The sequence below is a fragment of the Rummeliibacillus sp. TYF005 genome (assembly GCF_003844195.1).
Classification (GTDB): Bacteria; Bacillota; Bacilli; order Bacillales_A; family Planococcaceae; genus Rummeliibacillus.
Map to the genome: position 1 here is coordinate 1 of NZ_ML122562.1, position 26,574 is coordinate 26,574.

36 protein-coding genes are annotated in these 26,574 nt (G+C 33.4%); 9 read left to right on the forward strand and 27 right to left on the reverse strand.

Translation table 11 applies throughout. The annotated features are described in order from the left end of the window. The 3 genes from CW357_RS18890 to CW357_RS11165 form a co-directional block, all read right to left on the reverse strand. Nucleotides 1–175, reverse strand: a 175-nt coding sequence (locus CW357_RS18890) for a T7SS effector LXG polymorphic toxin (RefSeq protein WP_371684103.1), incomplete at its 3' end; no start/stop codon positions are given. A gap of 34 nt (nt 176–209) precedes the next feature. Beyond that, on the reverse strand, nt 210–488 hold the full coding sequence (locus CW357_RS11160; protein ID WP_124218080.1) for a YwqI/YxiC family protein: 279 nt from the start codon (nt 486–488) through the stop codon (nt 210–212). A gap of 30 nt (nt 489–518) precedes the next feature. Continuing rightward, nucleotides 519–878 (reverse strand): DUF5082 domain-containing protein, encoded by a 360-nt coding sequence (locus CW357_RS11165; RefSeq protein ID WP_124218081.1) that lies wholly within the window; start codon nt 876–878, stop codon nt 519–521. Between the two features lie 975 nt (nt 879–1,853). Between CW357_RS11165 and CW357_RS11175 the strand changes: the two genes are divergently transcribed. Further along, the gene (locus tag CW357_RS11175; RefSeq protein ID WP_119415233.1) at nt 1,854–2,708 is read left to right on the forward strand and encodes a class I SAM-dependent methyltransferase; all 855 of its coding nucleotides are present in this window, start codon (nt 1,854–1,856) and stop codon (nt 2,706–2,708) included. 224 nt (nt 2,709–2,932) lie between these two features. Here CW357_RS11175 and CW357_RS11180 read toward each other — a convergent pair whose 3' ends face one another. The 4 genes from CW357_RS11180 to CW357_RS11195 all read right to left on the reverse strand — a co-directional run bounded on the left by CW357_RS11180 (nt 2,933) and on the right by CW357_RS11195 (nt 4,851). Then, nucleotides 2,933–3,370, reverse strand: coding sequence for a cell wall hydrolase (locus tag CW357_RS11180; RefSeq protein ID WP_124218082.1), 438 nt, complete (start codon nt 3,368–3,370; stop codon nt 2,933–2,935). A gap of 108 nt (nt 3,371–3,478) precedes the next feature. Beyond that, nucleotides 3,479–3,892, reverse strand: a complete 414-nt coding sequence (locus CW357_RS11185) for a hypothetical protein (RefSeq protein WP_124218083.1) — start codon at nt 3,890–3,892, stop codon at nt 3,479–3,481. A gap of 68 nt (nt 3,893–3,960) precedes the next feature. Further along, a complete protein-coding gene (locus tag CW357_RS11190; RefSeq protein WP_119415236.1) occupies nt 3,961–4,377 on the reverse strand; it encodes a GNAT family N-acetyltransferase in 417 nt (138 codons plus the stop codon). Continuing rightward, on the reverse strand, nt 4,378–4,851 hold the full coding sequence (locus CW357_RS11195) for an SAM-dependent methyltransferase (RefSeq protein WP_119415237.1): 474 nt from the start codon (nt 4,849–4,851) through the stop codon (nt 4,378–4,380). It abuts the gene before it with no gap. Nucleotides 4,852–5,008: 157 nt separating this feature from the next. Here CW357_RS11195 and CW357_RS11200 point away from each other — a divergent pair, with 157 nt between their 5' ends. Continuing rightward, nucleotides 5,009–5,191, forward strand: coding sequence for an acetyltransferase (locus CW357_RS11200; protein ID WP_119415238.1), 183 nt, complete (start codon nt 5,009–5,011; stop codon nt 5,189–5,191). A gap of 65 nt (nt 5,192–5,256) precedes the next feature. On the opposite strand, the gene CW357_RS11205 is transcribed toward CW357_RS11200, so the two are convergent. Then, the gene (locus CW357_RS11205) at nt 5,257–5,910 is read right to left on the reverse strand and encodes a hypothetical protein (protein ID WP_124218084.1); all 654 of its coding nucleotides are present in this window, start codon (nt 5,908–5,910) and stop codon (nt 5,257–5,259) included. Nucleotides 5,911–6,312: 402 nt separating this feature from the next. Next, nucleotides 6,313–6,492 (reverse strand): hypothetical protein, encoded by a 180-nt coding sequence (locus CW357_RS11215; RefSeq protein ID WP_119415241.1) that lies wholly within the window; start codon nt 6,490–6,492, stop codon nt 6,313–6,315. 141 nt (nt 6,493–6,633) lie between these two features. Here CW357_RS11215 and CW357_RS11220 point away from each other — a divergent pair, with 141 nt between their 5' ends. After that, nucleotides 6,634–7,587 (forward strand): bile acid:sodium symporter family protein, encoded by a 954-nt coding sequence (locus CW357_RS11220; protein WP_124218085.1) that lies wholly within the window; start codon nt 6,634–6,636, stop codon nt 7,585–7,587. Nucleotides 7,588–7,848: 261 nt separating this feature from the next. On the opposite strand, the gene CW357_RS11225 is transcribed toward CW357_RS11220, so the two are convergent. From CW357_RS11225 to CW357_RS11245, 5 genes are all read right to left on the reverse strand, one after another. Then, nucleotides 7,849–8,505, reverse strand: coding sequence for a hypothetical protein (locus CW357_RS11225; RefSeq protein WP_119415243.1), 657 nt, complete (start codon nt 8,503–8,505; stop codon nt 7,849–7,851). 204 nt (nt 8,506–8,709) lie between these two features. Next, the gene (locus tag CW357_RS11230; protein ID WP_119415244.1) at nt 8,710–9,153 is read right to left on the reverse strand and encodes an NUDIX hydrolase; all 444 of its coding nucleotides are present in this window, start codon (nt 9,151–9,153) and stop codon (nt 8,710–8,712) included. 238 nt (nt 9,154–9,391) lie between these two features. Then, a complete protein-coding gene (locus tag CW357_RS11235) occupies nt 9,392–10,180 on the reverse strand; it encodes a DUF4097 family beta strand repeat-containing protein (protein ID WP_124218086.1) in 789 nt (262 codons plus the stop codon). Beyond that, the gene (locus tag CW357_RS11240) at nt 10,173–10,727 is read right to left on the reverse strand and encodes a DUF1700 domain-containing protein (protein WP_124218087.1); all 555 of its coding nucleotides are present in this window, start codon (nt 10,725–10,727) and stop codon (nt 10,173–10,175) included. Before CW357_RS11240 ends, CW357_RS11235 begins: the two co-directional genes overlap by 8 nt. After that, nucleotides 10,724–11,044 carry a PadR family transcriptional regulator gene (locus CW357_RS11245; protein ID WP_119415247.1) on the reverse strand — a complete coding sequence of 107 codons (321 nt, stop codon included), beginning with the start codon at nt 11,042–11,044 and terminating at the stop codon, nt 10,724–10,726. The genes CW357_RS11240 and CW357_RS11245 overlap by 4 nt, the downstream gene beginning before the upstream one ends. A gap of 352 nt (nt 11,045–11,396) precedes the next feature. Here CW357_RS11245 and CW357_RS11250 point away from each other — a divergent pair, with 352 nt between their 5' ends. Next, nucleotides 11,397–11,852 (forward strand): staygreen family protein, encoded by a 456-nt coding sequence (locus tag CW357_RS11250; protein ID WP_124218088.1) that lies wholly within the window; start codon nt 11,397–11,399, stop codon nt 11,850–11,852. 93 nt (nt 11,853–11,945) lie between these two features. Here CW357_RS11250 and CW357_RS11255 read toward each other — a convergent pair whose 3' ends face one another. Together CW357_RS11255 and CW357_RS11260 are read right to left on the reverse strand one after the other, a co-directional pair. Next, a complete protein-coding gene (locus CW357_RS11255; protein ID WP_124218089.1) occupies nt 11,946–12,497 on the reverse strand; it encodes a cupin domain-containing protein in 552 nt (183 codons plus the stop codon). Nucleotides 12,498–12,796: 299 nt separating this feature from the next. Further along, on the reverse strand, nt 12,797–14,221 hold the full coding sequence (locus tag CW357_RS11260; protein ID WP_124218090.1) for a VanZ family protein: 1,425 nt from the start codon (nt 14,219–14,221) through the stop codon (nt 12,797–12,799). Nucleotides 14,222–14,463: 242 nt separating this feature from the next. On the opposite strand from CW357_RS11260, the gene CW357_RS11265 reads away from it, so the two are divergent. Together CW357_RS11265 and CW357_RS11270 are read left to right on the forward strand one after the other, a co-directional pair. Then, nucleotides 14,464–14,661 carry a helix-turn-helix transcriptional regulator gene (locus tag CW357_RS11265; protein ID WP_119415251.1) on the forward strand — a complete coding sequence of 66 codons (198 nt, stop codon included), beginning with the start codon at nt 14,464–14,466 and terminating at the stop codon, nt 14,659–14,661. A 13-nt stretch (nt 14,662–14,674) separates the two neighbouring features. Further along, on the forward strand, nt 14,675–15,082 hold the full coding sequence (locus CW357_RS11270) for a hypothetical protein (protein ID WP_119415252.1): 408 nt from the start codon (nt 14,675–14,677) through the stop codon (nt 15,080–15,082). A gap of 110 nt (nt 15,083–15,192) precedes the next feature. Here the strand turns inward: CW357_RS11270 and CW357_RS11275 are convergent, their stop codons facing one another. Further along, nucleotides 15,193–15,837, reverse strand: a complete 645-nt coding sequence (locus CW357_RS11275; protein ID WP_119415253.1) for a hypothetical protein — start codon at nt 15,835–15,837, stop codon at nt 15,193–15,195. Nucleotides 15,838–15,884: 47 nt separating this feature from the next. Then, nucleotides 15,885–16,271, reverse strand: coding sequence for a YkvA family protein (locus tag CW357_RS11280; RefSeq protein ID WP_241155082.1), 387 nt, complete (start codon nt 16,269–16,271; stop codon nt 15,885–15,887). An 810-nt stretch (nt 16,272–17,081) separates the two neighbouring features. On the opposite strand from CW357_RS11280, the gene CW357_RS11285 reads away from it, so the two are divergent. Then, nucleotides 17,082–17,513: a flavoprotein gene (locus CW357_RS11285; protein WP_124218092.1), complete on the forward strand. Its 432-nt coding sequence runs from the start codon at nt 17,082–17,084 to the stop codon at nt 17,511–17,513. A gap of 34 nt (nt 17,514–17,547) precedes the next feature. Here CW357_RS11285 and CW357_RS11290 read toward each other — a convergent pair whose 3' ends face one another. From CW357_RS11290 to CW357_RS11315, 6 genes are all read right to left on the reverse strand, one after another. Further along, on the reverse strand, nt 17,548–17,994 hold the full coding sequence (locus tag CW357_RS11290; protein ID WP_124218093.1) for a GNAT family N-acetyltransferase: 447 nt from the start codon (nt 17,992–17,994) through the stop codon (nt 17,548–17,550). A gap of 130 nt (nt 17,995–18,124) precedes the next feature. Continuing rightward, nucleotides 18,125–18,586, reverse strand: a complete 462-nt coding sequence (locus CW357_RS11295) for a GNAT family N-acetyltransferase (RefSeq protein WP_124218094.1) — start codon at nt 18,584–18,586, stop codon at nt 18,125–18,127. A gap of 24 nt (nt 18,587–18,610) precedes the next feature. Beyond that, nucleotides 18,611–19,114: a GNAT family N-acetyltransferase gene (locus tag CW357_RS11300; RefSeq protein WP_371684092.1), complete on the reverse strand. Its 504-nt coding sequence runs from the start codon at nt 19,112–19,114 to the stop codon at nt 18,611–18,613. Between the two features lie 92 nt (nt 19,115–19,206). Then, complete coding sequence (locus CW357_RS11305) at nt 19,207–19,767, reverse strand: GNAT family N-acetyltransferase (RefSeq protein WP_124218096.1); 561 nt, start codon at nt 19,765–19,767, stop codon at nt 19,207–19,209. Nucleotides 19,768–19,983: 216 nt separating this feature from the next. Continuing rightward, nucleotides 19,984–21,129: a metallophosphoesterase gene (locus CW357_RS11310; RefSeq protein WP_124218097.1), complete on the reverse strand. Its 1,146-nt coding sequence runs from the start codon at nt 21,127–21,129 to the stop codon at nt 19,984–19,986. 236 nt (nt 21,130–21,365) lie between these two features. Continuing rightward, the gene (locus CW357_RS11315; RefSeq protein WP_124218098.1) at nt 21,366–22,343 is read right to left on the reverse strand and encodes a DNA/RNA non-specific endonuclease; all 978 of its coding nucleotides are present in this window, start codon (nt 22,341–22,343) and stop codon (nt 21,366–21,368) included. A gap of 453 nt (nt 22,344–22,796) precedes the next feature. Here CW357_RS11315 and CW357_RS11320 point away from each other — a divergent pair, with 453 nt between their 5' ends. Then, the gene (locus tag CW357_RS11320; protein WP_124218099.1) at nt 22,797–23,366 is read left to right on the forward strand and encodes a hypothetical protein; all 570 of its coding nucleotides are present in this window, start codon (nt 22,797–22,799) and stop codon (nt 23,364–23,366) included. 6 nt (nt 23,367–23,372) lie between these two features. Here the strand turns inward: CW357_RS11320 and CW357_RS11325 are convergent, their stop codons facing one another. Both CW357_RS11325 and CW357_RS11330 read right to left on the reverse strand, forming a co-directional pair. Then, nucleotides 23,373–23,945, reverse strand: coding sequence for a DUF3885 domain-containing protein (locus tag CW357_RS11325; protein WP_119415261.1), 573 nt, complete (start codon nt 23,943–23,945; stop codon nt 23,373–23,375). Between the two features lie 150 nt (nt 23,946–24,095). Then, a complete protein-coding gene (locus CW357_RS11330; protein WP_119415262.1) occupies nt 24,096–24,422 on the reverse strand; it encodes a nitrite reductase in 327 nt (108 codons plus the stop codon). 457 nt (nt 24,423–24,879) lie between these two features. Here CW357_RS11330 and CW357_RS11335 point away from each other — a divergent pair, with 457 nt between their 5' ends. Next, the gene (locus CW357_RS11335; RefSeq protein WP_119415263.1) at nt 24,880–25,281 is read left to right on the forward strand and encodes an MFS transporter permease; all 402 of its coding nucleotides are present in this window, start codon (nt 24,880–24,882) and stop codon (nt 25,279–25,281) included. Nucleotides 25,282–25,380: 99 nt separating this feature from the next. Here the strand turns inward: CW357_RS11335 and CW357_RS11340 are convergent, their stop codons facing one another. Continuing rightward, nucleotides 25,381–26,283 (reverse strand): DMT family transporter, encoded by a 903-nt coding sequence (locus tag CW357_RS11340; protein ID WP_124218100.1) that lies wholly within the window; start codon nt 26,281–26,283, stop codon nt 25,381–25,383. Nucleotides 26,284–26,574 lie beyond the last annotated feature (291 nt).

A 26,574-nucleotide genomic window follows, 5' to 3' on the forward strand; every position in this document is an offset into this window, starting at 1 on the left:
CATCCGCACTTTTTCCTTTAAAAGCATCTTCAAGGGCTAGTATTCCTTGCACCGCGGTTTCGATTGCGTCTATTTCCTTTTGTTTATTTTTTAAAGATTTGAGCGTTTTTTCAATTCCATTCTGTATACCGGCAACATCTAATACCTTAGTAATAATAACCACCTCACTATACATTCAGAAAGATTAGCTTCGTTTGACTTTTCAATCCTTATTTCAACACTTTATAATCTCCTAGTTGATCATCCAATTCGATCATACTTTGTACCACTTGTTGACTAGCTTCCTCATTTTGTATTAATAAAGTTTTATAGGACTCTAACATTTTTTCATATTCTTGATGGAGGACTTTCCACTTTTGTACAGCAGTTAGTACATTATCTTCCCCTACTGCAGAAGGAAGCGAAGTATGAAGCGCATTTGTAGAGGATTTCATCTTCGAAAGTGCTTGGTCAATTACATTTTGCTTGATTTTAATTTCTGTACTCATCAAATAGCGTCTCCTTTTAAGTAAAATTTGTTATTTAGATTTCGCCCTTTCTGCAGCACGAGCCGCTTCAAGACTTCTAATAATCTCTTTTATCGCACTAATTTCACTCTGTAGACTACTCATTTTTTCTGCTATCACCGTGTAAACAGAATTGAATTGTTGTCCATCCAATTCACGGTATTTAGTAAGCATCTGCTCATGACGAGTTTGATCAAACTTAGTAGCTAACACTCCTTGCCAAGTCTTACTAGATAGCGTAGGTTGTGTGATATTACTTTCATACTCGATAAATTCTTGTTGGTGTAAGTGTAGCTGGTTACTACAAGCCTGAAGCCTTCGAAGTTGTTCTTGCTTTTCACGCAAAAGTGCATAGTAATACGCTAAAGACATATGTTCATCACCCCTTTTATAAAAAACAGAAGTCACCCTAAATACAGCGACTTTTACGCATACAAATATGTTAACTTTTAGAAATTATACCATGTAAAAAATATACTATTGAGATTATTTATTCCTAATTATCTTGATGAATAATAGTAGATAAAACCCAAATTTCTTTACTCCAAAGGGACTATAAATGCACATAATTTTGTCGAGATACCTGATTGCTTCTCCTTTTACGCGGCCTAGTTGCTTAGTCAATCTAGTAATCTTGCCGCGGATAATAGGAGTATTTTTCGCTGCCTGAGTACGCTGAAGAGATGACTTAAATCGCTGAGAGAGCGAATACAATTTGTTTTGGAGCGAATAAACAGTCGCCAAGAGCGAATACATTGTTGCTGCACTTATTACTCCTCCTTTTACGTGGCCAGTTGCTTGGTCAATCTAGTAATCTTGCCGCGGATAATAGGAGTATTTTTCGCTGCCTGAGTACACTGGAGAGATGACTTAAATTGCTGAGAGAGCGAATACAATTTGTTTTGGAGCGAATAAATGGCCGGAGAGAGCGAATAAATCAATCGTGGGAGCGAATAAACAGTCGCCAAGAGCGAATACATTGTTGCTGCACCTATTACTCCTCCTTTTACGCGGCCCAGTTGCTTGGTCAATCTAGTAATCTTGCCGCGGATAAATAAGAGTATTTTTCGCTACCTGAGTACGCTGGATAAATGACTTAAATTGCCGAGAGAGCGAATACAATTTGTTTTGGAGCGAATAAACGGCCGGAGAGAGCGAATAAATCTCTCGTGGGAGCGAATAAACAGGGTCTAAGAGCGAATAATCAGCATTTCTTATGTTTCCTAGGGAAATAATTGTTATGAATCCAGGTACTCCATCTTTATCCTTGCAATTAAATACCATTGAACTACAATTATCTTTACAAACAACTAAGGAATTCCTGAGTTCGAGAGGAGTAAGAAATGAATGACTAAGCAAACAAATATACCTGATCATACTGCGGTGCGAGTTGCTTTATGGAGAGCTTTGCACCTACAAATAGATGAACAACCACATGTGCTTGAAGACGAGGTAGGACTCAAACTCATTGCACCTGAAGATGATTGGCGCAAGCGACCAGATATGGATCCGAAGTTTACAAGTGGCTTCCGAGCATCCATTGTTGCGCGGGCTCGGTTTATAGAGGATTTAGTTACAGATAAACTTGAACAAGGTATCAAGCAGTACGTTATACTAGGCGCTGGCCTTGACACCTTTGCAGAACGCAGTCCGGAAATCGCATCTCAGATGAATATCTTCGAGGTCGATCAGCCCGAAACACAGAATTGGAAAAGAAAACGTCTGATTGAGACCGGCTTTGGTATTCCTGAATGGTTAAAACTCGTGCCAGTTGATTTTGAAGCAGGTTCATCTTGGTGGCATCAACTGAAAAATACTGGATTCGATGCAAGTCGTCCTGCGGTAGTGGCATCAACCGGTGTCACTCAATACCTTACAAAAGAAGCGATTTTTGCTACACTCCGCCAAGTTGCAACACTTGCTCCTGGCACTACGTTAGCGATGACATTCTTATTACCATTTGATCAAACTGAACCCGACATTAAAAAAGATGCTGAAGAAGCAAAAAAAGGAGCCAAATCGAGTGGCACACCTTTCATTAGCTTTTTCACACCACAAGAAATGATTGATCTTGCTCTCAAAGCCGGTTTCCGAGAAGCAAAACACGTATCGTCTGCTGACCTGAACGAACGCTACTTCGCAGGACGAACAGATAGCCTTTCATTGCCAAGCGGCGAAGAATTCTTACTAGCAACTACTTAGAAAATAATTTATGTATACAAAAACATCAGTAGCATTTGAGCTACTGATGTTTTAATCTTCCGTGAGAAACAATCTCCCCTATTCAGGAAATAAATCCCTTCGTTTTAGAAATAAACATACCTTTTTCGGAAATAAACTGTCCTAATTTGGTAATAAACACCCTGATTTTAGAAATAAATCTCCCTCAGCTTTTACTAAACATACGTGAGAAATCAAATCCCCTATTACGTATAAACCCCTTCACATGTGTCAGGTGCTGGCTCATAGAAACAATGGTTTTTAAATTGCCCCGTAAATGGTTGGCCGTACCATGTATCTGGGCATGGCGCATATGGATTAAAATACCACAGGGCATACTTTGCTGGGTGTTGTCTCCAATAATTTAGCGTTTGTCGTGCTAAATTTTGCTCGTTTGGTCTCGCTCTTTGATAAAATGTATTCCCCTTTTGAACGGCTTCAAAAGAGTAATTTCCGCCTTGTACTTGAAAAATAACATCTTCAATTGTTCTTAAATCTTGAAAGTCTAAACAATTTGATACAAGACGATTCACAATAACATTTCCGACAAATAGCATACCTAAGTTTCCTTCACCTTCAGCTTCTGCCCTCATCATCCTTGCCATTAAATCAACATCTGCATCTCGGTATTTCACTCTCGGCATTTTTTCACCCCAATAGTATAGTATGAAAAAAGCCTAAAATGTTGTCATTGTTTGTATAACTATAATCTTTCGTTCTAATTATTACGTTTTGTTACCGTATTTCAAATATCATCCTTCCGATAACCTATAATATTTCCTTTCCTCTCCCTTATATTGAACGATCAACACGTCGTCTCTTTCATTCGTTGAATATATCTTCGTGCCAATAGGGAGTTTGGTGGCCATTTTATTTTTAAATGGCTCTTTTGCTTCAATTGAATAGTTACTTTTAATTTCACCGACTATATCTTTTTTGGTTAGCTTTAATTGATCTACCCATTCAATATTTGTTTCGTAAACGGAATCTTCTAACATAAAAAGATCCGAATCTGCATTTTGTTTTAGTACTTCTTCTGCTGTTGGTGCATGAGAGATATGCACAGTCGTTTGCTGCTTGTTTTCACGGCTGAATAAAAAGATACCTGCAACAATTAGAAAGATAGATACTAGAAGGCCAAAAATGGTGATTTTATTTATTTTCATCATTTACATTCCCCTCGTATAAAAGTGGACGTCCATTCAGTTAGTACCGGACAAAATCAAAATTCTTATTATTCTAAATATTCCTTTGACAACTTCTCACTTTGATAGATTGCCATTCCCGTTTTCAGCTTTTTAAACCCAAATTTTTTGTAAAACGTATCGTTTCCGGTTGTTGCAATTAATTGCACACATGAAATATGCTCTAATTGTCGAAGTAAATCTTTTAGTGCCATTCTTGCAACACCTTTATTTTGATACTCCTTATGTACAACCACATCATAAATCGTCGCGTTAAATACTCCATCTGATAAAGCTCGCGCAAAACCTATCACTTTATCGCCTTCCATCACAAACACCTTGTGAGTACTTGCTTCAAACACTTTTTGAATGATGGCTTCATCATGTTTCTTCCAACCGACTGATTGATAAATATTTTTTAATATAGGATAATCACTAGGTTCTAATTCATGCTTTAGTGTATACATTCAATCTACCGCCTTATCCCAATATTCCTCCATCAATGAAATAGACCAGTCAGGTTGTCTAACTTCTCCCTTTGGCAAAAATTCTTTCATCACTGGTTTTATATCAATAATCGGAGTTCCATCAATCGCATCCAGACCTTTTACAATTATTTTATCTTCCTTAACTTGTAAAAGCTCAACAATTGTAACACCTAATCGATTTGGTCTATTCTTTCCTCTTTGCGCAAAGATGCCTACTTCAGGGAATGCCTTATTGTTTCGTGGGTGCCTTGCTTCAAATTGGATTTGATCATCAGAAACTTTATCGAAATAAAATATAATCTCGAGATGAGAAAAATCATCTAATCCTTTAAGAGCTGCTGGACTTATACTTGAATCAAGTCTGATCGTTGAAATAACAGATCCCCAATCATCATCTTCTATAGCGATTCTAGAATTATGAACAACTGCTATAGGACGAATTGTAAATTGCATGATGTCCCTCTCCTTTGTAGTAGAATTTATTTCTATATTCCAATGAGCATATTTTAAAAATTTTCCACTCCCCTAACACAAATAGACAAGTAAGATTCATATGCTGTAATATAGTATATAATATTTAGTTAAAAATGACAAAAAAAGGATGAATACTATGGAAAATCATATCTGCCCAAAATGTAATAGCGCAGACATTAAAAAAGGATTGATGGGAGCTACTGTTGGACAAGTTTATCTATATCCTGAAAACAATTTAAGGAAGAAACCATCTTCTATTTCAGCTGAATATTGTAAAGACTGCGGGTACATTTTATCCTTTTATGTAGACACCCCTTAAGATAGTAACGTGAAAAGGCTTAGAGTGAAGGTTCTCTACTCTAAGCCTAATAAACTCGAATCTATCTATAATTTCCTCATTTTCTTACCTGATTTCATGATAATCTTCACACCCATAGCACTGCCACCAGATATGTGTTCCTTTAACTTTGAAACATCTATATTCGACTCAATTTTTTCTGCCTTTCTTTGATTTCCTTTTAACTTCACTTCATACGGACCATTGTTATTCATAATCGTTACAAATTGAAAATCATCATCATATTCTTCATAAAATTCAATACTGAACTTCACATCATTACTACTATAGTTTTTAAACGGAAGCATACACTCCCCGTGTAACGTTTTCTTATCAATCATATCAAAATTGCAACTACTCATATCTCTATCATAGGAAACTGCATAAATATCAGTTGCAAACGTTTTTTGATATAAACTAACAAAACTTGAAGGTCCAAAAATAGCAATCAAAACAGCTATTAAGATCGCTCGAATATTATATTTATCAATCGAATTGTTCAAGAGAAATAAGCTTGCAAACAATATAAAAAAGAAGCAAAGCCCTATGTATGAGAATCCACTCTCAGAACGCACTGGAATATTCAAATCTGTTGCAATTGTCTCACCTAAATAGCCATCGTTTGGAAAAGGCAAACTCAATATAAGCAATGTAACAAAAAGAATAATTGCTGTATAGAACATTTTTTTGTTTGTTATCATATGCAGCACATCCCTTATAACATACATATTCTCCTAGCACTACGTTTGTAATAAATGTAAAATTAACCAATATACATTACAATATTCATAAATACCTATAGTTATTACTATTAATAAAACAACAGTCTTCCTAAAGAATAGAGGTGATTTAGCTGCTAATTATAAAAATACTGTTTTCAGCATTGATATTGATTGCTGCAACATACAGTTTAATAACAAAAGACTATACCTATACGCCAATTTCATCCTTATTACTAGGGATTTATTTTGCCGTATTAGCTTTTGAAGAATATAAAACGAAAGGTAAAAATGGTTGGGGCCTATTTTATTTACTCGTTTCAGTACTTATTATTGTCATGGCACTATTTAGCTTCTTCTAAGTTGGGAGTAATCATAAAAAGATTACTCTTTTTTAGTTTTTATATAAAAACTAACATCTAAAATAAAACTAATCGTAAAAAACAACACGCCAATAAAGATTGAGTACTTAAAAAATAAGTTAGTAAAGATATCTGCTATATAAAATCCATACAAACCAAAAAATACTAATCCTATTAAATCTATGATTTTAGTTATAGACATATCTATTCTCCTATTTCATTTATAAATTAACAACGGATACATTTCTGGTCCCTTGCAAACACTACTGATAAGTTAGATGGAACAATCCATTTTCTCTTTAAAATATGGTATGCTGAAAAAAACATAAAAGAAGGTCTAAATATGTTAGAAAAAGTAAATCGTTTTCTGCAAAAATACATAGCGATCTTGACACCACTTAGTTTAGTTGTAGGTGTTTTGTTAGAAAATGTGGGGCATCATTTCGTATTTCTTGTTGCTTGGTTATTTGCGTTTATGACGTTTACAAGTAGTTTAAAAATGAAATTTAAAGATGTAAATGTCTTTCGGAAGCATCCTTTATTTATTTTATTTGCAATCATATTTTTACATGTTTTAATGCCTTTATGGGCGTTTTTCTTATCTACTGTCATATTCGATGACCATTTGTTAACAGTTGGATTTGTTATATCCGTTGCTGTGCCAACAGGTATCACGAGTGTCATTTGGATAAGTATATGTAAAGGAAATTTACCTCTAGGGTTATCGGTCATTTTAATCGATACGCTACTTTCACCATTCATCATGCCTTTATTGTTGTATGTGGTTTCAGGTGAAAAGATTCAATTAGATGTATCTGAACTTATATTAGATTTGGTCGTCATGATTGTGTTACCAACCATTTTAGGTATACTCGTCAATGAATTATCAAAAGGTGAAATCCCTAAAAAGATTGGCAAAAAATTAGCGCCGTTTTCAAAAATTGCATTGTTGAGCATTATCATGATTAACAGCAGTGCCATTGCGCCTTTTATAAAAGATTTGAATCTTCACTTAGTAGGCGTTATTCTCTTAGTATTCGCCATCTCTGTATCAGGATATAGCTTCGCTTTACTCATTGGTCGTTTTATTATAAAAAACCATCAACAAACCACAGCTTTGGTATTTACAGGTGGAATGCGTAACATTGCTATTGGAGTTATTGTAGCAACAACATATTTTCCAAGTAAAGTAGCCATGCCCGTCGTATTCGGAATGCTGTTCCAACAAGTGTTAGCATCGCTATTTAGTAAAATTGTTATGAGAAATGCTAGTGATAAAACAGAACAATTGCAATGATTTGCAATCATGAATGCTTCACATGAATATAACTTGTAAACATGTCAATCCCTACGTATACTAGAATTATAAAAAATACCGCCAATGTTGTCGCATCGAACGGTCAAATCGATAGTTGATTCCTTTAAGGGGATTGGCTCTGAAATGGTAAAATAACCCATTCGAGGTCCTAACTCAAGGATGGGTTATTTTTTGTGATTAATGATTCACTTACGTTACGTTCTGAGTTAAGCAAATCATTCCTAGAAACTATCTACCAACTCACAACTTTCTACTTTTCTCCCCCGACCTAATGATAATCGGTACGCTGCCTGTCATTGCTCCACCATCGCTGTGTTTTTTAATCTTTGATACATCAATATCCGCCTCAATTTGTACTACTTTACTCTCTTTTCCTTTGAGTCTTACTTTATATGGACCTTTTTTATTCATTAGTGAAACCTTTGGACCATACTTAGACGGGGATGATTCATAAAATTCAATAGAAAATTGGACATCATTTTTACTGTAATTTTTAAGCGGAAGATCACACTCTCCATGTAAGGTCTCTTCATTTATCATGTCAAAATTGCAACGACTTTCACTATCCTTATAAGAAATCGAATAGATTCCTGTTGCAAATGTTTTTTGATACAAATTTATAACGATTGAAGGGAGAAAACTTGCAACGATAATAGTAATTACTACAAATCGAACATAATATTTATTCAGTGATTTTACTAAAAAATATAGACTAGCAATTAGTAAAAGGAACGAAGTAATCCCCACATAATTTAATCCATTTAATGTTTTAATAGGTATGTTCAACAAAATAACTGTTTCACGATAAAGAGTTTTATTTGGAAAAGGGATATTTAGTGCAATAGATGCAAAGAAAAATATGATAAACAAATATAAGAACGTTTTATTTTTAAACAATATAAGCTGCCTCCTCCTTTCATAGCTTATTAAGATTTTATTAGCATATAAAATATTTGCACCAATTAATTTTAAAATTGGTATATTTACCTAATAAATTAAACTACTTCAAGTTAGCATACTTCTTCAAAAATTTCAATATTTCATTCCACAAACTATTCTTTTAATAAAATAACTTCCAAGCCACCAACACTTTAAATACTTTCAAATCTCAAACTCAATATCCTCACGATCCGTACCACGAAATTCCACATAAAAAGGATGTTTTCTTTCATCTAGACAATACTCAATCCTCTTTCTGAAATTTTTCCAGGTGACCATTTCTAATGCTTTTGGGATTGGGAAGAAACCGACTTCTAGACTTTCCGAGCTGGTAGTTGGCGTACCGCCTATTGCTTTCCCTCTAAATAATGTATTACAGATAGAGCGATCTACATTCTGAAAGACACCGCAAAATTTTGTAATCTCGATATCAATTCCTGATTCTTCTTTTGTTTCTCGTATTGCCGCATCTTTTAGCGACTCCCCTTCTTCCACTTGTCCACCAGGCATTTCCCATCCTCTACGTGGGCCTTTTATCAATAACATTTCACCTTGATCGTTCAATACAATTGTTGCTGCAGAAATAATATGCTTAGGTGTACTCATAAACATTGCCTCCGTTAGCTCAAACTTTTTACTTCTCATATTAACAATTTTCGACATGTTGTTTTATTATTCCTTCTTAAAGAAAATGTTCCAAATGTTGTTGCTCTTAAACATACAAAAACCTCAGTAGATTGGTAAAATTCCACTAAGGTTTTCTAATATCGAAATTCATATTTATATTTATATTTAGCACCGAAAGCATGCCCAAGAGACTTTACATTCTCCCCATACTTCACTTTTATTTTGTCACTTCAATTTTACCGTTATTCGATTCTAGATTAACTACATTTTCTCCCTTTCCAATAACTGTATTCCCCTCATATTTATCGAGGATATTAATCTTCCCATTGTGGGTAGATACTTTAAAGGTGGTATTAGTTGGTTCCTTATCTGTTTTAATGATGATTTTGCCATTGTTGCTCTCTAATTGAATGTTCCGATCTAAGTCCTTTGTAGCAAGCAATATTTTACCATTATTTGAGGAGCCCTTAAGATTTCCTTCCACATCATTAAACTCTAACTTGCCATTTGCACTTTTTACGTTTACGTTTTCTGCTACAATCTTATCTAATGCAATACGACCATTATCCGTTTGCACTTTTAGATTCTTTATATTCAGCTCTGACACTTTTACTTTCCCATTATCATTATCGACCACAAAGGAATCATACTGCTTTTGCGGGATATATACGTGTAAATGAGATGATCGAAAGTCAAAACCAATGAAGAAGGTATTCCCTTCTTTTAATCTAATGGTAAGTTTCTTTCCTTCCACTTCGGTAGTAAAATCCAACTTAGAAACATCTACACCTTTTGTGACAAGCTCTACTTTAGTCTTCGTATCCGATGTCAGAAGAACATCTACAGTTGTATTGTCCGTTAAAATCTGGACCTCCGTCACCTTATCAGAACTTACCGTTTTCTCTGTCGTGATTTCTTTCTGTTTCGTTTGGGAAAATGTAAAGAAACTGCCTATACCACCAATTAGTACTAGAAGCAACGCAACAATTGATAATTTTTTAACCATGCTTCAACCCACCCTTTACAAACGTAATGTTAAATTTCAAATAGCCAATAAATCCTTTAGTTAGATATTTTGTTACGTAAAACATCCCCATGGCTACGAATATGCCAATCCCACAAAGACCAAGTGACAAAAACAAATCAGTTATTCTAAATTGACCGATAAACAGATTAACAAGGATACCGAGTGGTGATAAAATGAACGCCACAGACGCTAACCATCCGGAAAATACAAAGCCAACCAATGCACAAAAAGGTGCAAGGACAATAAGGACATTAAAGAACCCCAACCCAATCACAGCCCAAACCGCACGTAAAATGTTACTGGCAGAAGTCGTTTGTTCAACCACATCAAGATGGTATGAAGCCAGCAGCTCCTTGGCAATTTGTTTTGGGTTTCCAAGGGATGCTGCGATTTCTTCCTCAGACTTTTCACTTTCTAATCCTATCGCGAAGTACTCTTCATAATCTTGCAGAATATCTTTTCTTTCCTCTATAGAAAGACTTTTTAGAGAACCTTCCAGCTGCTTCAAAAATTGCTCTTTATTCATTGGCGTACACCTTCCTTGATTAATTGATTGACTCCACTAGAAAATTCCGTCCACTCTGTCAGCAATTCGTGAAGGTATTCCCGTCCTTTATCCGTCAACTTATAATACTTACGTGGTGGACCTTCTGTTGATTCTTGTAAATATGTCGTAAAGTACTCTTCCTTTGTCAATCTTCGTAATAGTGGATAAACAGAACCTTCCGATATTTCGATTTGGTCTGAAATTTTCTGAACAAGCTCGTAGCCATATCGATCTTGTTTATCAAGTAACACAAGCACACATAGCTCCAAGACGCCTTTTTTAAATTGTACATTCAATGCACCATCACTCCTTTCTGATATTCTTCAGGTACTGTATATTGTACAGTACCGAACATCAATCAATACACCTTATTCAATAATTTACCATACACTATTATTTATTGCAAGGTACTACATTATATTCTATGTATGCATTTTTGTTAATGATTTACGGGTGCATTCTTGACAAATTCTATTTAATACATATTAATTAATTTTCAGATTGTAATCTGTGTCAGTCTATGTATTTAATTTGTAAGCGAAAAGGGATTCTTTACACACCTTATCTCTCTAAATATGTCTAACTTAGAAGCTAAATGCATATATTTTCGAATAGCCATCACATAAAGAAGAAAAAGGAGTAGATGACTTGACTACTTTTAAACCAGAGAAACTTTCTGTGGAATATATGCATGGTGTCACCTCTACAGAACCAGTAATTCCAAGGCGGTACACACTAACTCACTCTGATGAAACTGGCAATCTCTTTTTAAATATCGGCATTCGTTACGCCTGGGAAAAAACGAATCCTTCTATGAGAGACGAAGTTTTAGGAGAATGGATAACGCATGAAAATCTCTTTTACTATTTCGTTTATGTATACATAGACCTGGGGCCATCTAATAATTTTGTTCCATCAAAACGCGATGAAATCTTTAGACGTGAGTTACCATTAGCGTTAACCGCTATGAGATATGGCGATCGAGCGTTTTTCAATGCACATCCCCCTTTAAAAAATGCGCCCGTCATGGTTAACTTTATATCCGCTTATCCAGAGTATACAAAGCAGGAAAATTGGGGAACGTTCCAAAAGTTTTCTATCTAACAATAACAACCCAAATCGTTATCTCCAATCTGTTTAAAAACGTTCCATGAACCTAACAATCAAATTTTCTTAAGACAGGCGTGTATAGCATAATTATTGAATAGGTTTACCTATGTATTTTTCAAAGCCTTTATATGCATTCTTTTTGTGACCACGCTTCACAAGCCATGCGAATAGCTTGCGCTGCAACCAAAATGGAATACCCGCAACTAATGTATTTTGCATAGATAAAATTAACGCCGTATGTACCATATTTTTCGGATTACCTTTTGCATCTACAAGCCCATCATCAATTAAGCCATAGTGAATGCGCACTGATTGCTCAAATTGGCTTGGGGGTGTTAAACGCACTCGAAAAACAACCATCTCATCATGATTATTTGTAAATGTATGTGTCGTCTTTAATGTAACGAGTCGTTTATCTCCCGGTTGTAATACATGTTGTTCTTTCCCCAGAGTAACTGTTAGCTGACCTGAAATAACTTCAAATTCCTCTTCAAATTCATCATGACTATGTAATGGTGGTCCATCTCCTTGTGGTGGCAAAACAACTTCAATATAGAGATACTTTCCTTGCGTTTCCTCTGTTGTTTCTAAAAATGTAATTTGTTCACCAGTAATTTGGTGTTTAACAGTACGATTCATGTCATTTATCCCCTATTATAATTTTTATAAAAACGCCCCTTCGATAATAACATAAATATCCACCAAATCCACTTATTATAAAAATTAACCCCGTTTTTTTATAGCTATTTTTCACTTCACAATTTATAAATCCCTAGGGGTCAGAGAAGCACAAACTCTGTGAAAAAGTTTTGATAAATAAGATTAAATAATCAATAAAGTGAAAAGGCTACCGATTTGGTAGTCTTTTTTCTACTTTTATTGATCAAACGATTTATTTGGTACTATCGAAGAAGAATCTACAACAATAGTACCCAATATCATTGAATTGCTGGAATAAGTACTTCCCAAGCCTCTCCATTCAGTAATCCCTTGAAGCGGTAAACGGGCTGATAATATCCTTTTGAATCGTAAATATAATCTAGTTCATATTCGTTTATATCTAGTTGATCTCCATCCACTAGGTCATTATAAATAGCAAAGTTTCCTTTAAGAATATCTTTATAGGCTTGAGCCGGACTGATAATATCAACCTTGCGTACATATTTATTTTCATTCATATCGTAATCTAAATCTAGAGGGATTTGGTGTTTCTGAGATGGTATAAGCATGATAAAGCCCTCTGTAAAATCAGAATCTCCATGAATAATATCTGTCATGTTTTGTTCAATATCCCACCGAAGCGTATTCTCATCTTGTGTACTAAAAACGGCATCTGGAGGCAATACATCTGTTGAAACCAACTTTTTTCCATAATATTGTCCGTACTTTTCTAGCCTATCTGGTTTCATAGGGTCATTATTATCCCCTTCATGGTATAACCCCCATCCGCCTCTCTGCAACGAGTAGGTAAATGTAAATTCCTTTCCGTCCTTGTCAATATACGTCCAAATGCGATTAAAACCTTCAATTCGCATTCTACCCTTCTGCTGCAAATTAAAAGATTTTTCCATCCGTGCAGCTATTTCTTTCCCATATTTCAGATTATGAATTTGCTTGTTGCGATAAAGAGAAACCGACTCGGTATCTGTTGGCAAATCTATTTTAAGCTTGACGTCCACTTGCTTCATATTTTGAGGAACTGCCGGACGAATCGAAAGGTTGCCAAGCTCTTTCGTATGATAAACAATTAGTGCACAAGAAAAAAGTAGTACAAAGAACATTGGAATGTAAAGTGCCTTCAATACAGATTTAACAATGATTTTTCGACGTGTAACACAATCAAGGATTGCACTCATTAAGAGATATCCCGCAACACTTCCAAGTACGTTATGTAAAATATCATTCAATTCAAATATCCCTCTATGGGTAACCATTTGTATGAATTCAATTCCTAATGTAACAAAAATAGACACACCCAACACAATACCAAAGTGGCGTAATTTTTTGCTGAGAAGTGGTAGTAGGAATCCTAACGGTGCAAACATTAACATATTAAAAATGATCAGTTGCAATTCACTCAACGACCATTGATGCCATGTATTAACATAGTCACTGAAAAGTCGGAAATTGACCAAACCTTCAAACATTTCTCCCCTGCTAAAGGTTGTTAACACCATAACTACAACAAACCATCCTAGCAGTAGGAATATCGAGACAAACTGAGTAATAGTTACTTTTAGTTTTCCACCTCTTTTTTTATAAAAGACGTAAGATACGAAAGAAATTCCAATTATAAAGAATGCCGTAATAAGAGCAACCGGTAAAATTGGCAATAATTTATTGATAATGCTTATGATATCCATATATGAAGTCCTCCCAGTTTATTGATATCCATTTATTTAGATTTTTCAAATACAACGCTTTTTTCTCTAAATTGTTTCACTAATTCTCGAATAAGCACAAAGACAGCATCTCTCAAAAATTTCAGACACCTAAATTCCATTAAATCCTCTGTTCAACAAAAAGTAAAGTATGCTTTACTTTTCATTTCGTTTATTGTAACATGAAAGTAAAGCTAGCTTTACATTTTAGAAAGGAGTCAACTATGAAAAATAGAATCCCAGAGTTACGAAAACAATTGGGGTATACTCAGCAAACAATGGCTGAAAAGTTAAGCGTCTCACGTCAAACTATTATTTCTCTTGAAAACGAAAAGTATAATCCATCAATAATGTTGGCTTATCAAATTGCCAAGCTATTTGGGAAAACAATTGAAGACGTATTTATCTTTGAAGAAGAGTAAAGGAGTGAAAACTATGAAAAACATAGAAAGCAGAATGGTATGGTATTCAGCACTTTTATTTATAGGAGCTGCGCTATTTATATTAGCCGAATTCATGGAGGTATTGGATAATTTTTGGAGCGGAATGGGGTTAGGGTTTGTAGTTGTTTCTGGCCTTCGTTTAGTCCAAATTGCACGTTATAAAAACAATGATGCGTACGCCAAAAAAATAACAGTCGAAAACAATGATGAGCGTAATCAATTCCTTGCTACCAAAGCTCGATCTACCACTTTTTATTATTCAATTCTACTAGAAGGACTCGCTATTGTTATCTTTTATATATTGAAAAATTCTGATGTTGCCCAAGTAATCTCAATGGTTCTCTGTGGTCAATTAATTATATATTGGGTATCCTATGCTGTCTTAAAATCAAAATATTGAAAGACTATACAATTAAAAATATGTTTTAAAGTAACTAAAAAAGGATTAGCAGATGATTTTATTTGCTAATCCTTTTTTTATGCTATCTCAATTAAACTAAACTTAGTTAATTAGAAATCTTTATGCCATTCATCATCTAAAATGGCACCTTTTTCATCGATATAACTCATAGCAAACGAACCGTGTTTTAATTTACCTTCGCTTTTTAAAGAAGCAATTAATTCATTTAAGATTTTTTCGTCATTATCGCTCTTTTTACGAGGGACAGTAATATAGATGGATGGTGCAACATCAAACTCTTTATAACTTTTAGGTTTAAGAGGATCGATAGCTAATTCTCGACCGATATTATCATTGCTAAAGTAAACGATTAAATCCGTTGTTTCGCCAAAACTTTCTTCAACAAAAGGACGTATTTCACTTTTTAAGTCTTTTTCCCATTTATCCGCAATATAAGTATCCACCATTTGTTTTGTTTCATCATCATAATAAACAAAAAACTCTATATTCGACTTCTTATCCCTGACCTTAGCAGCATATTCAAATGAAAAGTTCCCCATATTATCATACAAAGTGTCATATATCTCGAAGTTATCATTAAAATGCTCTTTTAAATATTGTTCAGCTTGAATTCTGACTTTCTCTTCTTTATCCTTATCTGGTTTCATTTCTAAAAGAAAGAGAACTACAAGTATTCCAATTCCTATTAATATGACACCTAAAATGCTAAGCATGATTTTAAGAAAAATTTTCAAAACATCACTCCTTCATTCAATATCACAATTGCATGACGAAACTGGCATTAAATTAATCGATCATCTATATCTGATGTATCTACATCACCAAACCAATCTTGGATCTTATCTTTTGCTTGCTTTTTAATATCTGCATCAATATACATAGATACTCGAACTAGAGCTGCAATAAGAGCACCCAGATCATCAACATACCCTACTCCCGGAGCAATATCTGGAATCAAGTCGAGTGGTAAGATGAAGTAGCCTAAAGCACCAAGGATTAATGTCTTTTCTTTCTTAGGGACTTCCGCTTTTTTCATCACATAATAAAGAAGTAACACGGCATAGATCACAGAAGAACCAGCCTTTTTAGAGTATTTCTTTATCTTATTCCAAAGACCTTCCTCTGAATAATGCTTTTCGTGTTGTTGAAATGCTTCTTCATCAACCATTTCAGCTTCATTAACTAATTCCTCTATCTTTTCATTACTGAGGTTATTCTTTCTAAATTTCTCAAACATTATTTTGTCCTCCTAAATTTATATCTTCACATATTTTTAGTAGTGCTACCCGTAGAAATTATAGATGATATATGCGCAATGGTATCACGTTTTAACTTTATTGTATCGTTAGTTCCATAACTTAAAAAAAGAAATCCTTCATCCATTTTAGAAAAAGAGCGAATTCCACTTATTCGGAATCCGCTTTTTTCATTACTTATAGAAGGAAATTAATATATATTTTACTGCTCCCAATTAAATATCTTGTTAATAGTAAGTGTACAAATCAGCAAAATGACAGAAACCAAAGATATATTTAACCACGCATCTAAATTATCCAACACAATATTAAAGAAGTATAGAATAATAAAATATATCACTAGTAACACAACAAATTTTTTGAACATATACTTATAGCCTCTATTCTTTGAATAATTTTTTGGAAGACCTGATAAATCAATTCTAAATTTTACACAAGAACTATCCTCTTTTTTAAATACATTATACCGAATTAGTGAATTTATAACTAAATTTGTAAGTATATTTTAAAATTTTAGTTGAATTGAACAGTAAATATCTTTCTAACATTTATGTTTTCATATAATAGAAGAGAGTCCTGAACTTCTATTGTAATTTTAAAACTACTTCATCCAACGTGGCATGGATCTAAGAGGAATTACCGCCTATTATGTTGAACAAAAATAAAGGAGAGTTTTTTGGATAAAGAAGGATTTTTTACATATCATATTTTAGGAGGATTTTATGAAAAACTCATTTCTCATGTTTTTAGATACTTTTTTAGGTGCTTGGAGGACTTCATCTTTAGTAGAATTGAAAAAATTAATATCCATAGATTATGAAGCAAGAGAAATAAGAAACGGAGATATCATTGACTTTGATTATAAAGAAGCCATAAATGGATGGGAACAGGGTTTTAATTTTACTAAAGATAATAATGCTCAATGGAATATAAAAGTAGTTTCAATTTTCCCTTTACGACCAAATGAAACAATGGCTGTTATATCGGCTACTTTGGTTATTCAAGGTGAGAATTTAGATACAGCAAATTTATTCTTTCAAACATTTAAAAGATATAACAAAAATGATTGGAAATTAATTAGAAGTTACATAGAAGCAGGAGTTTCTGTTGTTCATACAAGCGATGTGCTGTCAACAAAAGGTGGCGTTAGTTAAAAAAGAGACAGAAATTCTGTCTCTTAAATTAATTCTATTTAAATTGTAAAACCATATCAATATGCGGGATATTATCTTCTAAATAGGTTTCTGATATTGCTTGAAAGCCAAAGGAACCGTAGAATTTTCTTAAATATTCTTGCGCTTGGATTTTAACCGTTGTTTCTTTTAATTCGTTTTGGATAAAATCTAGCCCTCTTTTTAAAAGTTCCTTTGCAATTCCTTGTCCCCGATATTCTTTCTTTACTATGACTCTACCAATAGAACTTTCTGTATACGAAACACCTGGAGGTAAGATTCTTAAATATGCAACGATTTCTCCATCCACTTCTTTAAAAAGATGATAAGAAAATGGATCCTTACCATCCACTTCGAGATACGGACAATTTTGTTCAACTACAAAAATTACGGTTCTTTCTTTTAAAATATTGTATAGTTCACTATTTGTTAACTCATCAAATTTTTTTAATTTCCAACTCATCAATTTCACCCTTTACTTTCTATCGCAAATGCAATACTTAAACATATGCATCAAATTTATCCTAGTCTTACTGCATTTGCAACAAAAAATGAAAAAAAGAGAGGCAGCAGCAAATCGCACTTCTTGTCATCTAATATTCTTTATAAACAAATTCTTGATATTTTACAAAATCATTCTTCTTGTAAAAGCTCTTTGCAATTTCGTTATTGAACCAATAATCTAATTCTATCTTGTTAATACCGTTTGCTTTTGCCATTTCAGCAATTTCGTCCATCAATTTTGAACCATATCCTTTTTTTCTTTGGCTTTCTGAGATGCTTATTTGATGCACATATATCGATTGATATGTTTTTTTAAAGGCGTTTTCAGGATAATTTCTAAATTCAATCCAAGCATATCCGATAGGTTTGTCATCATCCTCTAATAGAAGGAAAGTAAATTTCTCTTTATCTATTATTTTTTGAAAGAAATTCTTAATTTCCACGTAATTATATTCTTTAAAATATTGGGGATATAAATTTACGTGTAAATCGTGAACATATTTATTTAATGTTGCGACTAATTCAAAATTGTTTGTTCGACTAATTTTCATCATATTTCCCCTTTGGTTCAATGCTCAACGATCATTGAATCTTCCCATAACAACAGTGTTATAGTATTTGCCGTCGGATAGAACTTTGTCATTTTCTAAAATGCCTTCTTTTTTAAAACCAAATTTTTCATATAGTTGTATAGCTTTTTCATTGGTTTCTAGAACATTTAAGGTTATTTTTTTCACTTCGTTCGCGTCAGCCCATCTAATGGACTCTTTTAATAGATTTTTGCCGATGCCGTAGCCCCAATAATCCTTTAAGACACAGACTCCAAATTCTACTTTATGAGCAAATCGTTTCAATCGATTTCCTTCACATCTTGAAAATCCAACAATCTTATCATCAATAACAGCCACTAAAAATCGGTTTTTCTTACTCTCTGTATCTGTTTGGATCAATTGTTCAAAACCTTGTACATCTATGAATGCCTCTCCCTTTTCTCTGTCAAGGTTTTCAGTTTCTCCATCAATCTGCAATCTAATTTCCGACAAGTCATTCGCATCTTCATGGACTGCAGACCTAATCATATAGGTCTTCCCATTAACAATAAATTTCTGTTGGTCTATTTTCACCGAATAATCCCCTCATCATTTATAAGTCTATTATTAACTTGGCTCTGTTAAACAGATGTTGGAGGTTTTTTTGCCCATTCTCTCTTTAAAAGTGAAAAGATTAAAGCATCGTGAGACTGGTTATTTTGATATAGATATCCTCTTAATAATCCTTCTTTGGCAAAACCTAATCGTCTTAAAAGTTGTATGGATGGTTCATTTTGAGGATATGTTACAGCCCCTATTCTAAACAAATCTAAATCTGCAAATGAATAACGTAATACTTCTTTTACAGCTTCAGTCGTAATTCCTTTTCTCCAATGTGAAGGATGTATTTCATAACCAATCTCAGCCTTTTTACTCCAAGTGCTAAGGTTGTTTAATCCCAATGTGCCGACAAAATCACCTGTCTCTTTTAAAACAATGCCCCATCTTATACCTCTTTTGCTTTCATATGTATTCTGGAGGGACTTTACTATTTTTGAGGCATCATCAATACTTTTTAAACTATCCATCCCATAATATTTAGTTACTTCGTCCTTTGACATAATTTCAAAATAACTTTGAGTATGCTCCTCATTTATTTGAACTAATTCCAGACGATTTGTTTCTAATTCAGGAAAACTCATTAGATTCTCTCCCATCCATTTTTCATCCTTGTTATATTCAATTTCCTTATTGAACTATCCTGCTTCGTTAGGAAGAATCCATATTTAAACGATAAATTTAGTTAACAGAGCTATTAAGATAAATATCCAGATTTTTTTGAGTTGTTATGCAAAAAAATCCTCTATATTAAAAAGGACCGTATAATTACGGCCCCTTTCAACTATAATAGTCTATTTTTAATCCAAAAGAATTTCTACAATTTCATTATTCGTACCGACGCGCATTGGCATACCCCATGTACCCACACCTGATGTCACAATGACATGTGGACTTTTAGGATTTTTTTGATAATGTCCATAATCGACTACATATATTTGGTTTGTTATTAAGCTACCTGGAAAAATTTGACCTTTATGCGTATGACCAGATAAGATTAAATCCACATTATTACTATATTCCTCTAGATGACTCGGCTTATGATCTAAGACAATCAGTGGAAGTTTCGGATCAATTTTCGCTAACGAATCATGCATATCTTTTCTCTTTAAACCACCATACCCACGGATAGGTGACGAATCTAAACGGCCAGCTAATGCAAAGCGATCATCAATTATGACATACTCATCTTTTAGTAACATGATGTTACTATCTTTAAGCAACTTCACCATTTGATGAAATGTTTTACCACCATCATGGTTACCAAGCGTTGCGTATACACCATAAGGAGCTTCTAGTTGTTTGAATAATTCACTAACACGTTTAGGATTTTTTACCGCATCAAAATCATCATTAAAAATATCGCCTGGAATTGCAATTAAATCTGGTTTCATCGCATTTATTTTCTCAACTATTTCCTCTAGGCGATTTTCTGATTGTATCGCCCCTAAATGTAAATCACTAATTACAACAATTTTCATCTGTGGGGAAACAACCGAATCCTTCGTCGAAATTTTATACTTCACTTCTTTAATCTGCGTCGCATTATAGATGCCATATCCAACAAAACCAATCGTACATAAAATAGCGAGTCCCCAAGAGCACAAGCGGACAACTTTAGGAACGGGCGAAGGAATCAGCTTACATAACTTCCCGATAAATATTACAACATCAATCACTACAAACCATAATAATAAATAAACGAAAATCCCCAACCAGTAAGAAGAAGACGTTGTCACTAACTCATTGATAGCTCCTGGTAAAGGTAAAAATTGTAGTAAATAGATAAATGCAATAACACCATACACACACGCAAATACCCATTTATTGATCCTCGTAAAAATAAGCACAAGCCCCCTATAGAGACGATGACCAATATATAGATTGGCACCGCCATATATAAGTAGTGCGAGTGAAATTGCAAATACTATGGTCAATTTACTCATACATTCCTCCTATGCTACCAATTGCTTTGCTACGATTACTTCTTCTATATCTTTGGATTTCTTTCATACACTTTATACAATCACGACAAAGCTTTCCGACGATATTATTGCAATCCAGAAATTAAATATAACAATAAAATAGTTTGAAAATCTAAGTTTAATTTAACAATCACAGTCAAATATTTTGTAATGTTATCCGTTTTTTTATTAATTTGCCTTAAATTTTAGCTGCGTGCTTATTCCCCTACCACACCATCATTATCTCGATCGTCCATATATTTATATAACCAGTGATCCCTTGTTATCGGCATTTTAAAACCAGCTGCTTTAGCTTCTTTAATCGTTACTTGTCCATTACCATCTGTATCAACACTAGAAACATCTTTAGTGCCATTCGATGAATTGGACTTATTAGTACTAGTCGACTTATTTGAGCTGGTAGATTTACTTTCAGTTAATCCTAGAGATTTATTGATCTTATCAGGGTTACCATTATCAAACTCATCTACAATCTCATGCCCTCTTAAAGTGTACGTGTACTTATAATGAGAAGGAATCTGTGTTTTCGTATTAGGATATGTGATAATTGCTTCAAAATTAGTAGCCCCACCAGCTTTACGAATGGCATCTTCCATATACGCTTGATTACCATGTCGGTTTAGCGTACTATCTTGCGGCGTAATATTGTAAGCATTTGATACCCCTCCGAGAGAATCTGCAATGATATGTCCTTCATCTAAATCTGCTCTTTCGACACCAGGAACTTTTGCTTCATCAGAATAGTATCTGCCAGACGATGTTACAGGTTCAGTACGGTCATTTTGTAGAACCACTTCGTCAGCAATAACACGTATTAGCTGCCCATATTCATTCGTGAAAGCCCAATACTTCCGGTTTCCATAACCAATGTCAACAACAACTTTGGGTTCACGATGTCCAGACAAATTACCACCATCAACTTTAATCAGTTTGTATCCTTTGAACAGTTCATCTTTTGATGGAGTTGATGTTTTTTCTGAATCTGATTTTTCACTTACAGTTGTTTGCTCTTTTTCGGTATTATTTGTTGTTACTTCTTGTGAATCTGTTTCACTTGTTGTGACTTCTTGTGAATCTGTTTCTTTACCTGTAACGGAAGCATCTTCTACGCTCGTACAACCAACGACAAAGATGGTAGTTAAAAGTAAGATTAAATAGTTTATTCTCTTTTTCATTTTAGGACTCCTTCTAATTTTTCACTGAATATTTAAGAGATCTTTGAATAAAACATATATTAACATTGTTAACCTATTTATAATAGTATATTACAATATTAATCTTATTACAGTAGGTCGAACTATGTACTGTTAAGTTTCAATAAAAATTAGTAGAGTCCATTGCATTATATTTTTCAAATATAAAATTTGGCTATTACTTGTTCATTTAACTGCTTTTATAAGCCTTCTTAAACATTTACATTTACATAAACATTGTTTCTAGTACTGAAAATGCACAATTCTGAATCACGAATTGCGCCCGATTGTGGAATAATTCATAAATTATTTATGGATGTGGAATGTTATGCTAAATAAAGAAGAGGAACAGCAAAAATCTTTGATATGATAACTACTGAGAAAACAGTTATTACTTTTAAATACTAAAGCTTTTTAATTAAGGAGAGGATATCTATGCTACTAACTGCTGAAATTACAGAGCCTCCTATCTCTGGAATGTATCCCGAAAAAATATACGATGCCACTTTTTCAACAGAAGATTGGACTTGGGTAAAATTCGAAGACGAAAACTATGATACTTTTTATGGCCAATTTCGCGGCAAACCAAGATCCGTTGCCATTTCTTCTGAAAACCAATATTGTTATGTACTTACAGATACTTTTTTATATGAACTCAATCGAGATAACCCGGACGATTTTCAAGTTAAAGATTTTATTGATGATGTATTTCGCACGATAAGAAATATTACATTATCTCCAATTGGAAAACTCATCTTATCAGACTACTATACAATTTTTATACTCAATACTCCTATTTGCCAAATATCCGGTCGATTAGAAAATGCGTTGATCGAAATCGAAAACCCTTTTAGCTTGGATGAAATTGAATTTAAAGAATGGAAAAACAATTCGCTACACATAAACGCTATAACCTTTATAATAGGTGAACCCATAAATCTCATCTACAATGCTACAACCAATCTATTTTTAGAAGATGAAAATAGTAATAACACTTATTTATGATAAATTTCACCGTGTCACTAAATGCGTTTTTATTAATAGATTATATTTTTTATCTACATTCATTATTTCAATTCCACGATCATCATAAACATGTACGATACACTTTGTACGTTGATTAATTATAAAAACATCAGGAGCGAACATACTATTTTTTCTATTTAATTGTGGACGAAGCTTTGGAAAGTCTTTATTAGCTAGTGCTTTCAATAGCAGTGATAATTTGATTTCTGAAACTTTACATGACCAAACAATTTGCTGGACTTTGATAACATCATCATCAAACAGCCACTCAAAGTTTGCTAGTTGTACCTCATGTTTTTTCTTAGGGCTTTTCATATATCTTTTAAAAATATTTGGGTAAGTCGTTTTATTTTTAAAACTGGGATAACTATTTGCTACTATAAACAGCTCATCTTCGCTTTCAAATAATAAAGACTGTACTTCCTTAATTATTTGATACGTAAGTGCATTCGTACTATCAAATGGTGATTCTATATGTAAAGCCTGATACCAATTATGATAAAAATCTGGTACTAATTTATGTCCCTCGTAATATGTATCTATAAATTGAAATTTCATTAAATATTAGAACCTCCTAAAACTTCCTTTATATATTATTAAATAATAAAAGGCATATGAACTCACTCATTTCATATGCCTAATTTAAACAGCACTTACTTATGATAAGGTTCACCGTAATGTCGCTAAATGCGGTTTTTTAAACTAAATTTAATCACGTTTCTTTGCTACATATTCTAAGAGCTGAATAAACTTTTGCTGTTCTTTTTTATTGTTTTTTAACCGTGAAACCAAAATGTTACTTTGAAGATATTTTCTCACTCTCACATTTATAAAGAAACTTTTATGATGTCGTTCATCTATGTATAAGTCATTAAACCATCTTAATTCTCTAAGCTTTTTAATATTTTTATCAATTTTCTTAGAATTTAAGTTGCTATTAGGGGAGCTAATTAAATCTGTAGATGAAAGTAAACTTAATATGACCCCTAATATTCCAATAATCGCTAAAACTATCCCTCGAAAAATTTTCCCCATTATGTTAGACTCCACTTCTTTTTTATTCCATTATAGTATAAAACCAACTAAAACATCGTTGGTTTAGTTGGTTTTATAGATACCGCACTTACTTATGATTAGGTTCACCTTGTATAATACTATAACAATAAATATTTACTCTCAACAGAAACGCCAGATTATTAAAGATTGCTATTGCTTTTGCTACATTAGATTGAAAAATACCTCTATGCTAAATTATGTACATACAATTCAAATCATCCAAAAAGTATCACTGTTAATGTGGAAACTAGAGTAACCGTAAAAGCATCGAAGACCCAACAATCTTTTAAAAACAGCCTTATTTAAGGATCCCAATATTAAACCAATACTAAAAATCAACATAGTGTTCAATTTTGTGCATTGCTTCAAACACCCATTCGCTTTATGATAATTACAGAAACAGAACAAGGTGTTCAATTTTGAGGAGGAACAATGATTGAGTAAATTATCGAAAATGTTAATTGCGATAGCGAGTGTCATAATTATTGGATTAGTAGGGAAAGCATTTGTATTAGATGAAGAAGTGAAAGGATATTTAGTAACGTTTTTCTTCGTTGGGTCAGGGTTAGCGCTGTTACGTTTATTTATTAACGCGATGATTGGGAAAATGAAGGGAAAACATATTGTAGTGAAAATAGGATTTTTTGCGGCGCTGTTAGGTGTAGGGATACCGTTCCAAAGCTGGTTCCGTACAGAAGTTATTTTCTCAATGAGTAAAACATTTATTGTGCCAAGTGTTTCGGTAATGGTTGCTAGTGTAGTGTTAATGACAATTGTATATGGCTTGATTGGGAAACGTGTTCAAGCAGCGCGCGCAGAAGAGCCACAACTAAATTAATTTGTAAAAATGGACATCACTTCACTGTGGTGTCCATTTTTATAAAACATACCCCATAATACATAAATACTGTTCGCCAGTTGAGGGTGATTTCATCATTTAGGAACCTTTTTTAACATCTTCATCTTGTAAACTACTGATTCCACATATAAATAATAAAAGTACGCCTACGCATGTTACGAGTGAAAAGTGGATACGCGTGTCGAATAGTTGGAATAGAAATGTAAATACCGGGATAAAGCTAAGTGACATCATGACTAAAAAAGTATTCGTATATTGAATGCCTTTTTGTAATAAGTAATTTGGAATAAGAACACCACTAATTGTGACTATTAGAATCCAAATAATATTTTCCATGAAGTAAGGAGTGATTAAATCATATGTAAAAATAAACGAAATCAAGATAATTCCGATATATCGCTTTGATAAAATCATAGAACTTGTCCAACCAATATCACTTAATTGTTTTGAATACTCAGAACAAAAAACTGCCCCTATTCCACAAAGGATACTAGCGAATATCCCTATAAACATTTTAGATGAAATTTGAGATGCTATTCCCGAAGCACCATTGATAACTGCCCATATAAGCATTAAACATGCTGCTAATGTGCCGATTGATATAATCCATTTTTTTGTTGATATTATTTTTCGTTGTAACATCATTAAAATTAAAATAAATAATGGAGCTATACCCATTTCTAATGAACTAACGATTGCTGGTTCAACATACTTTAATGCAAAATAGAAGCCCATGAATGTTATCGCGGAAGCTATATTTAGTTTTAATAATGGCTTTCTAGCTTCTACCCAATCGTTTTTTAGCCGTTGTTTAAATGTAAATACTTGAAAATAGAGAGCTGTTATAAAGAAACTAATACCCGTAAATAAAAAAGGATGTACTGATTGAACCTGATTTGCATAAAATACTTGGCTGATAGATGTTAATATTGCAGAACCAAGCAATGCATATACACCAATCTTGTAAGTTGAATTTTCAATTTTTAATTCTAGATGTTTCCCCTCCTAAAGAACAAAAATTCCTTCTCAACAGTATCAGCAAATATACCTGGACGAGTTTGGATATATATTGACTATTTCACACTAACCAACAGCTCACTTCACAATAGATTTTCTTTACTACGCTTAATGTATTTTCTAATATTTGGTTAAATTTTAAATTATTTCATTATGTTTGTAAATATTAAGTTACAAAACTTTTATTTAAGAACGTTATTTCTACTATGTATACTCATTCATGAAGGTCGTTTTTCTCAAGATTCTATCATTCCA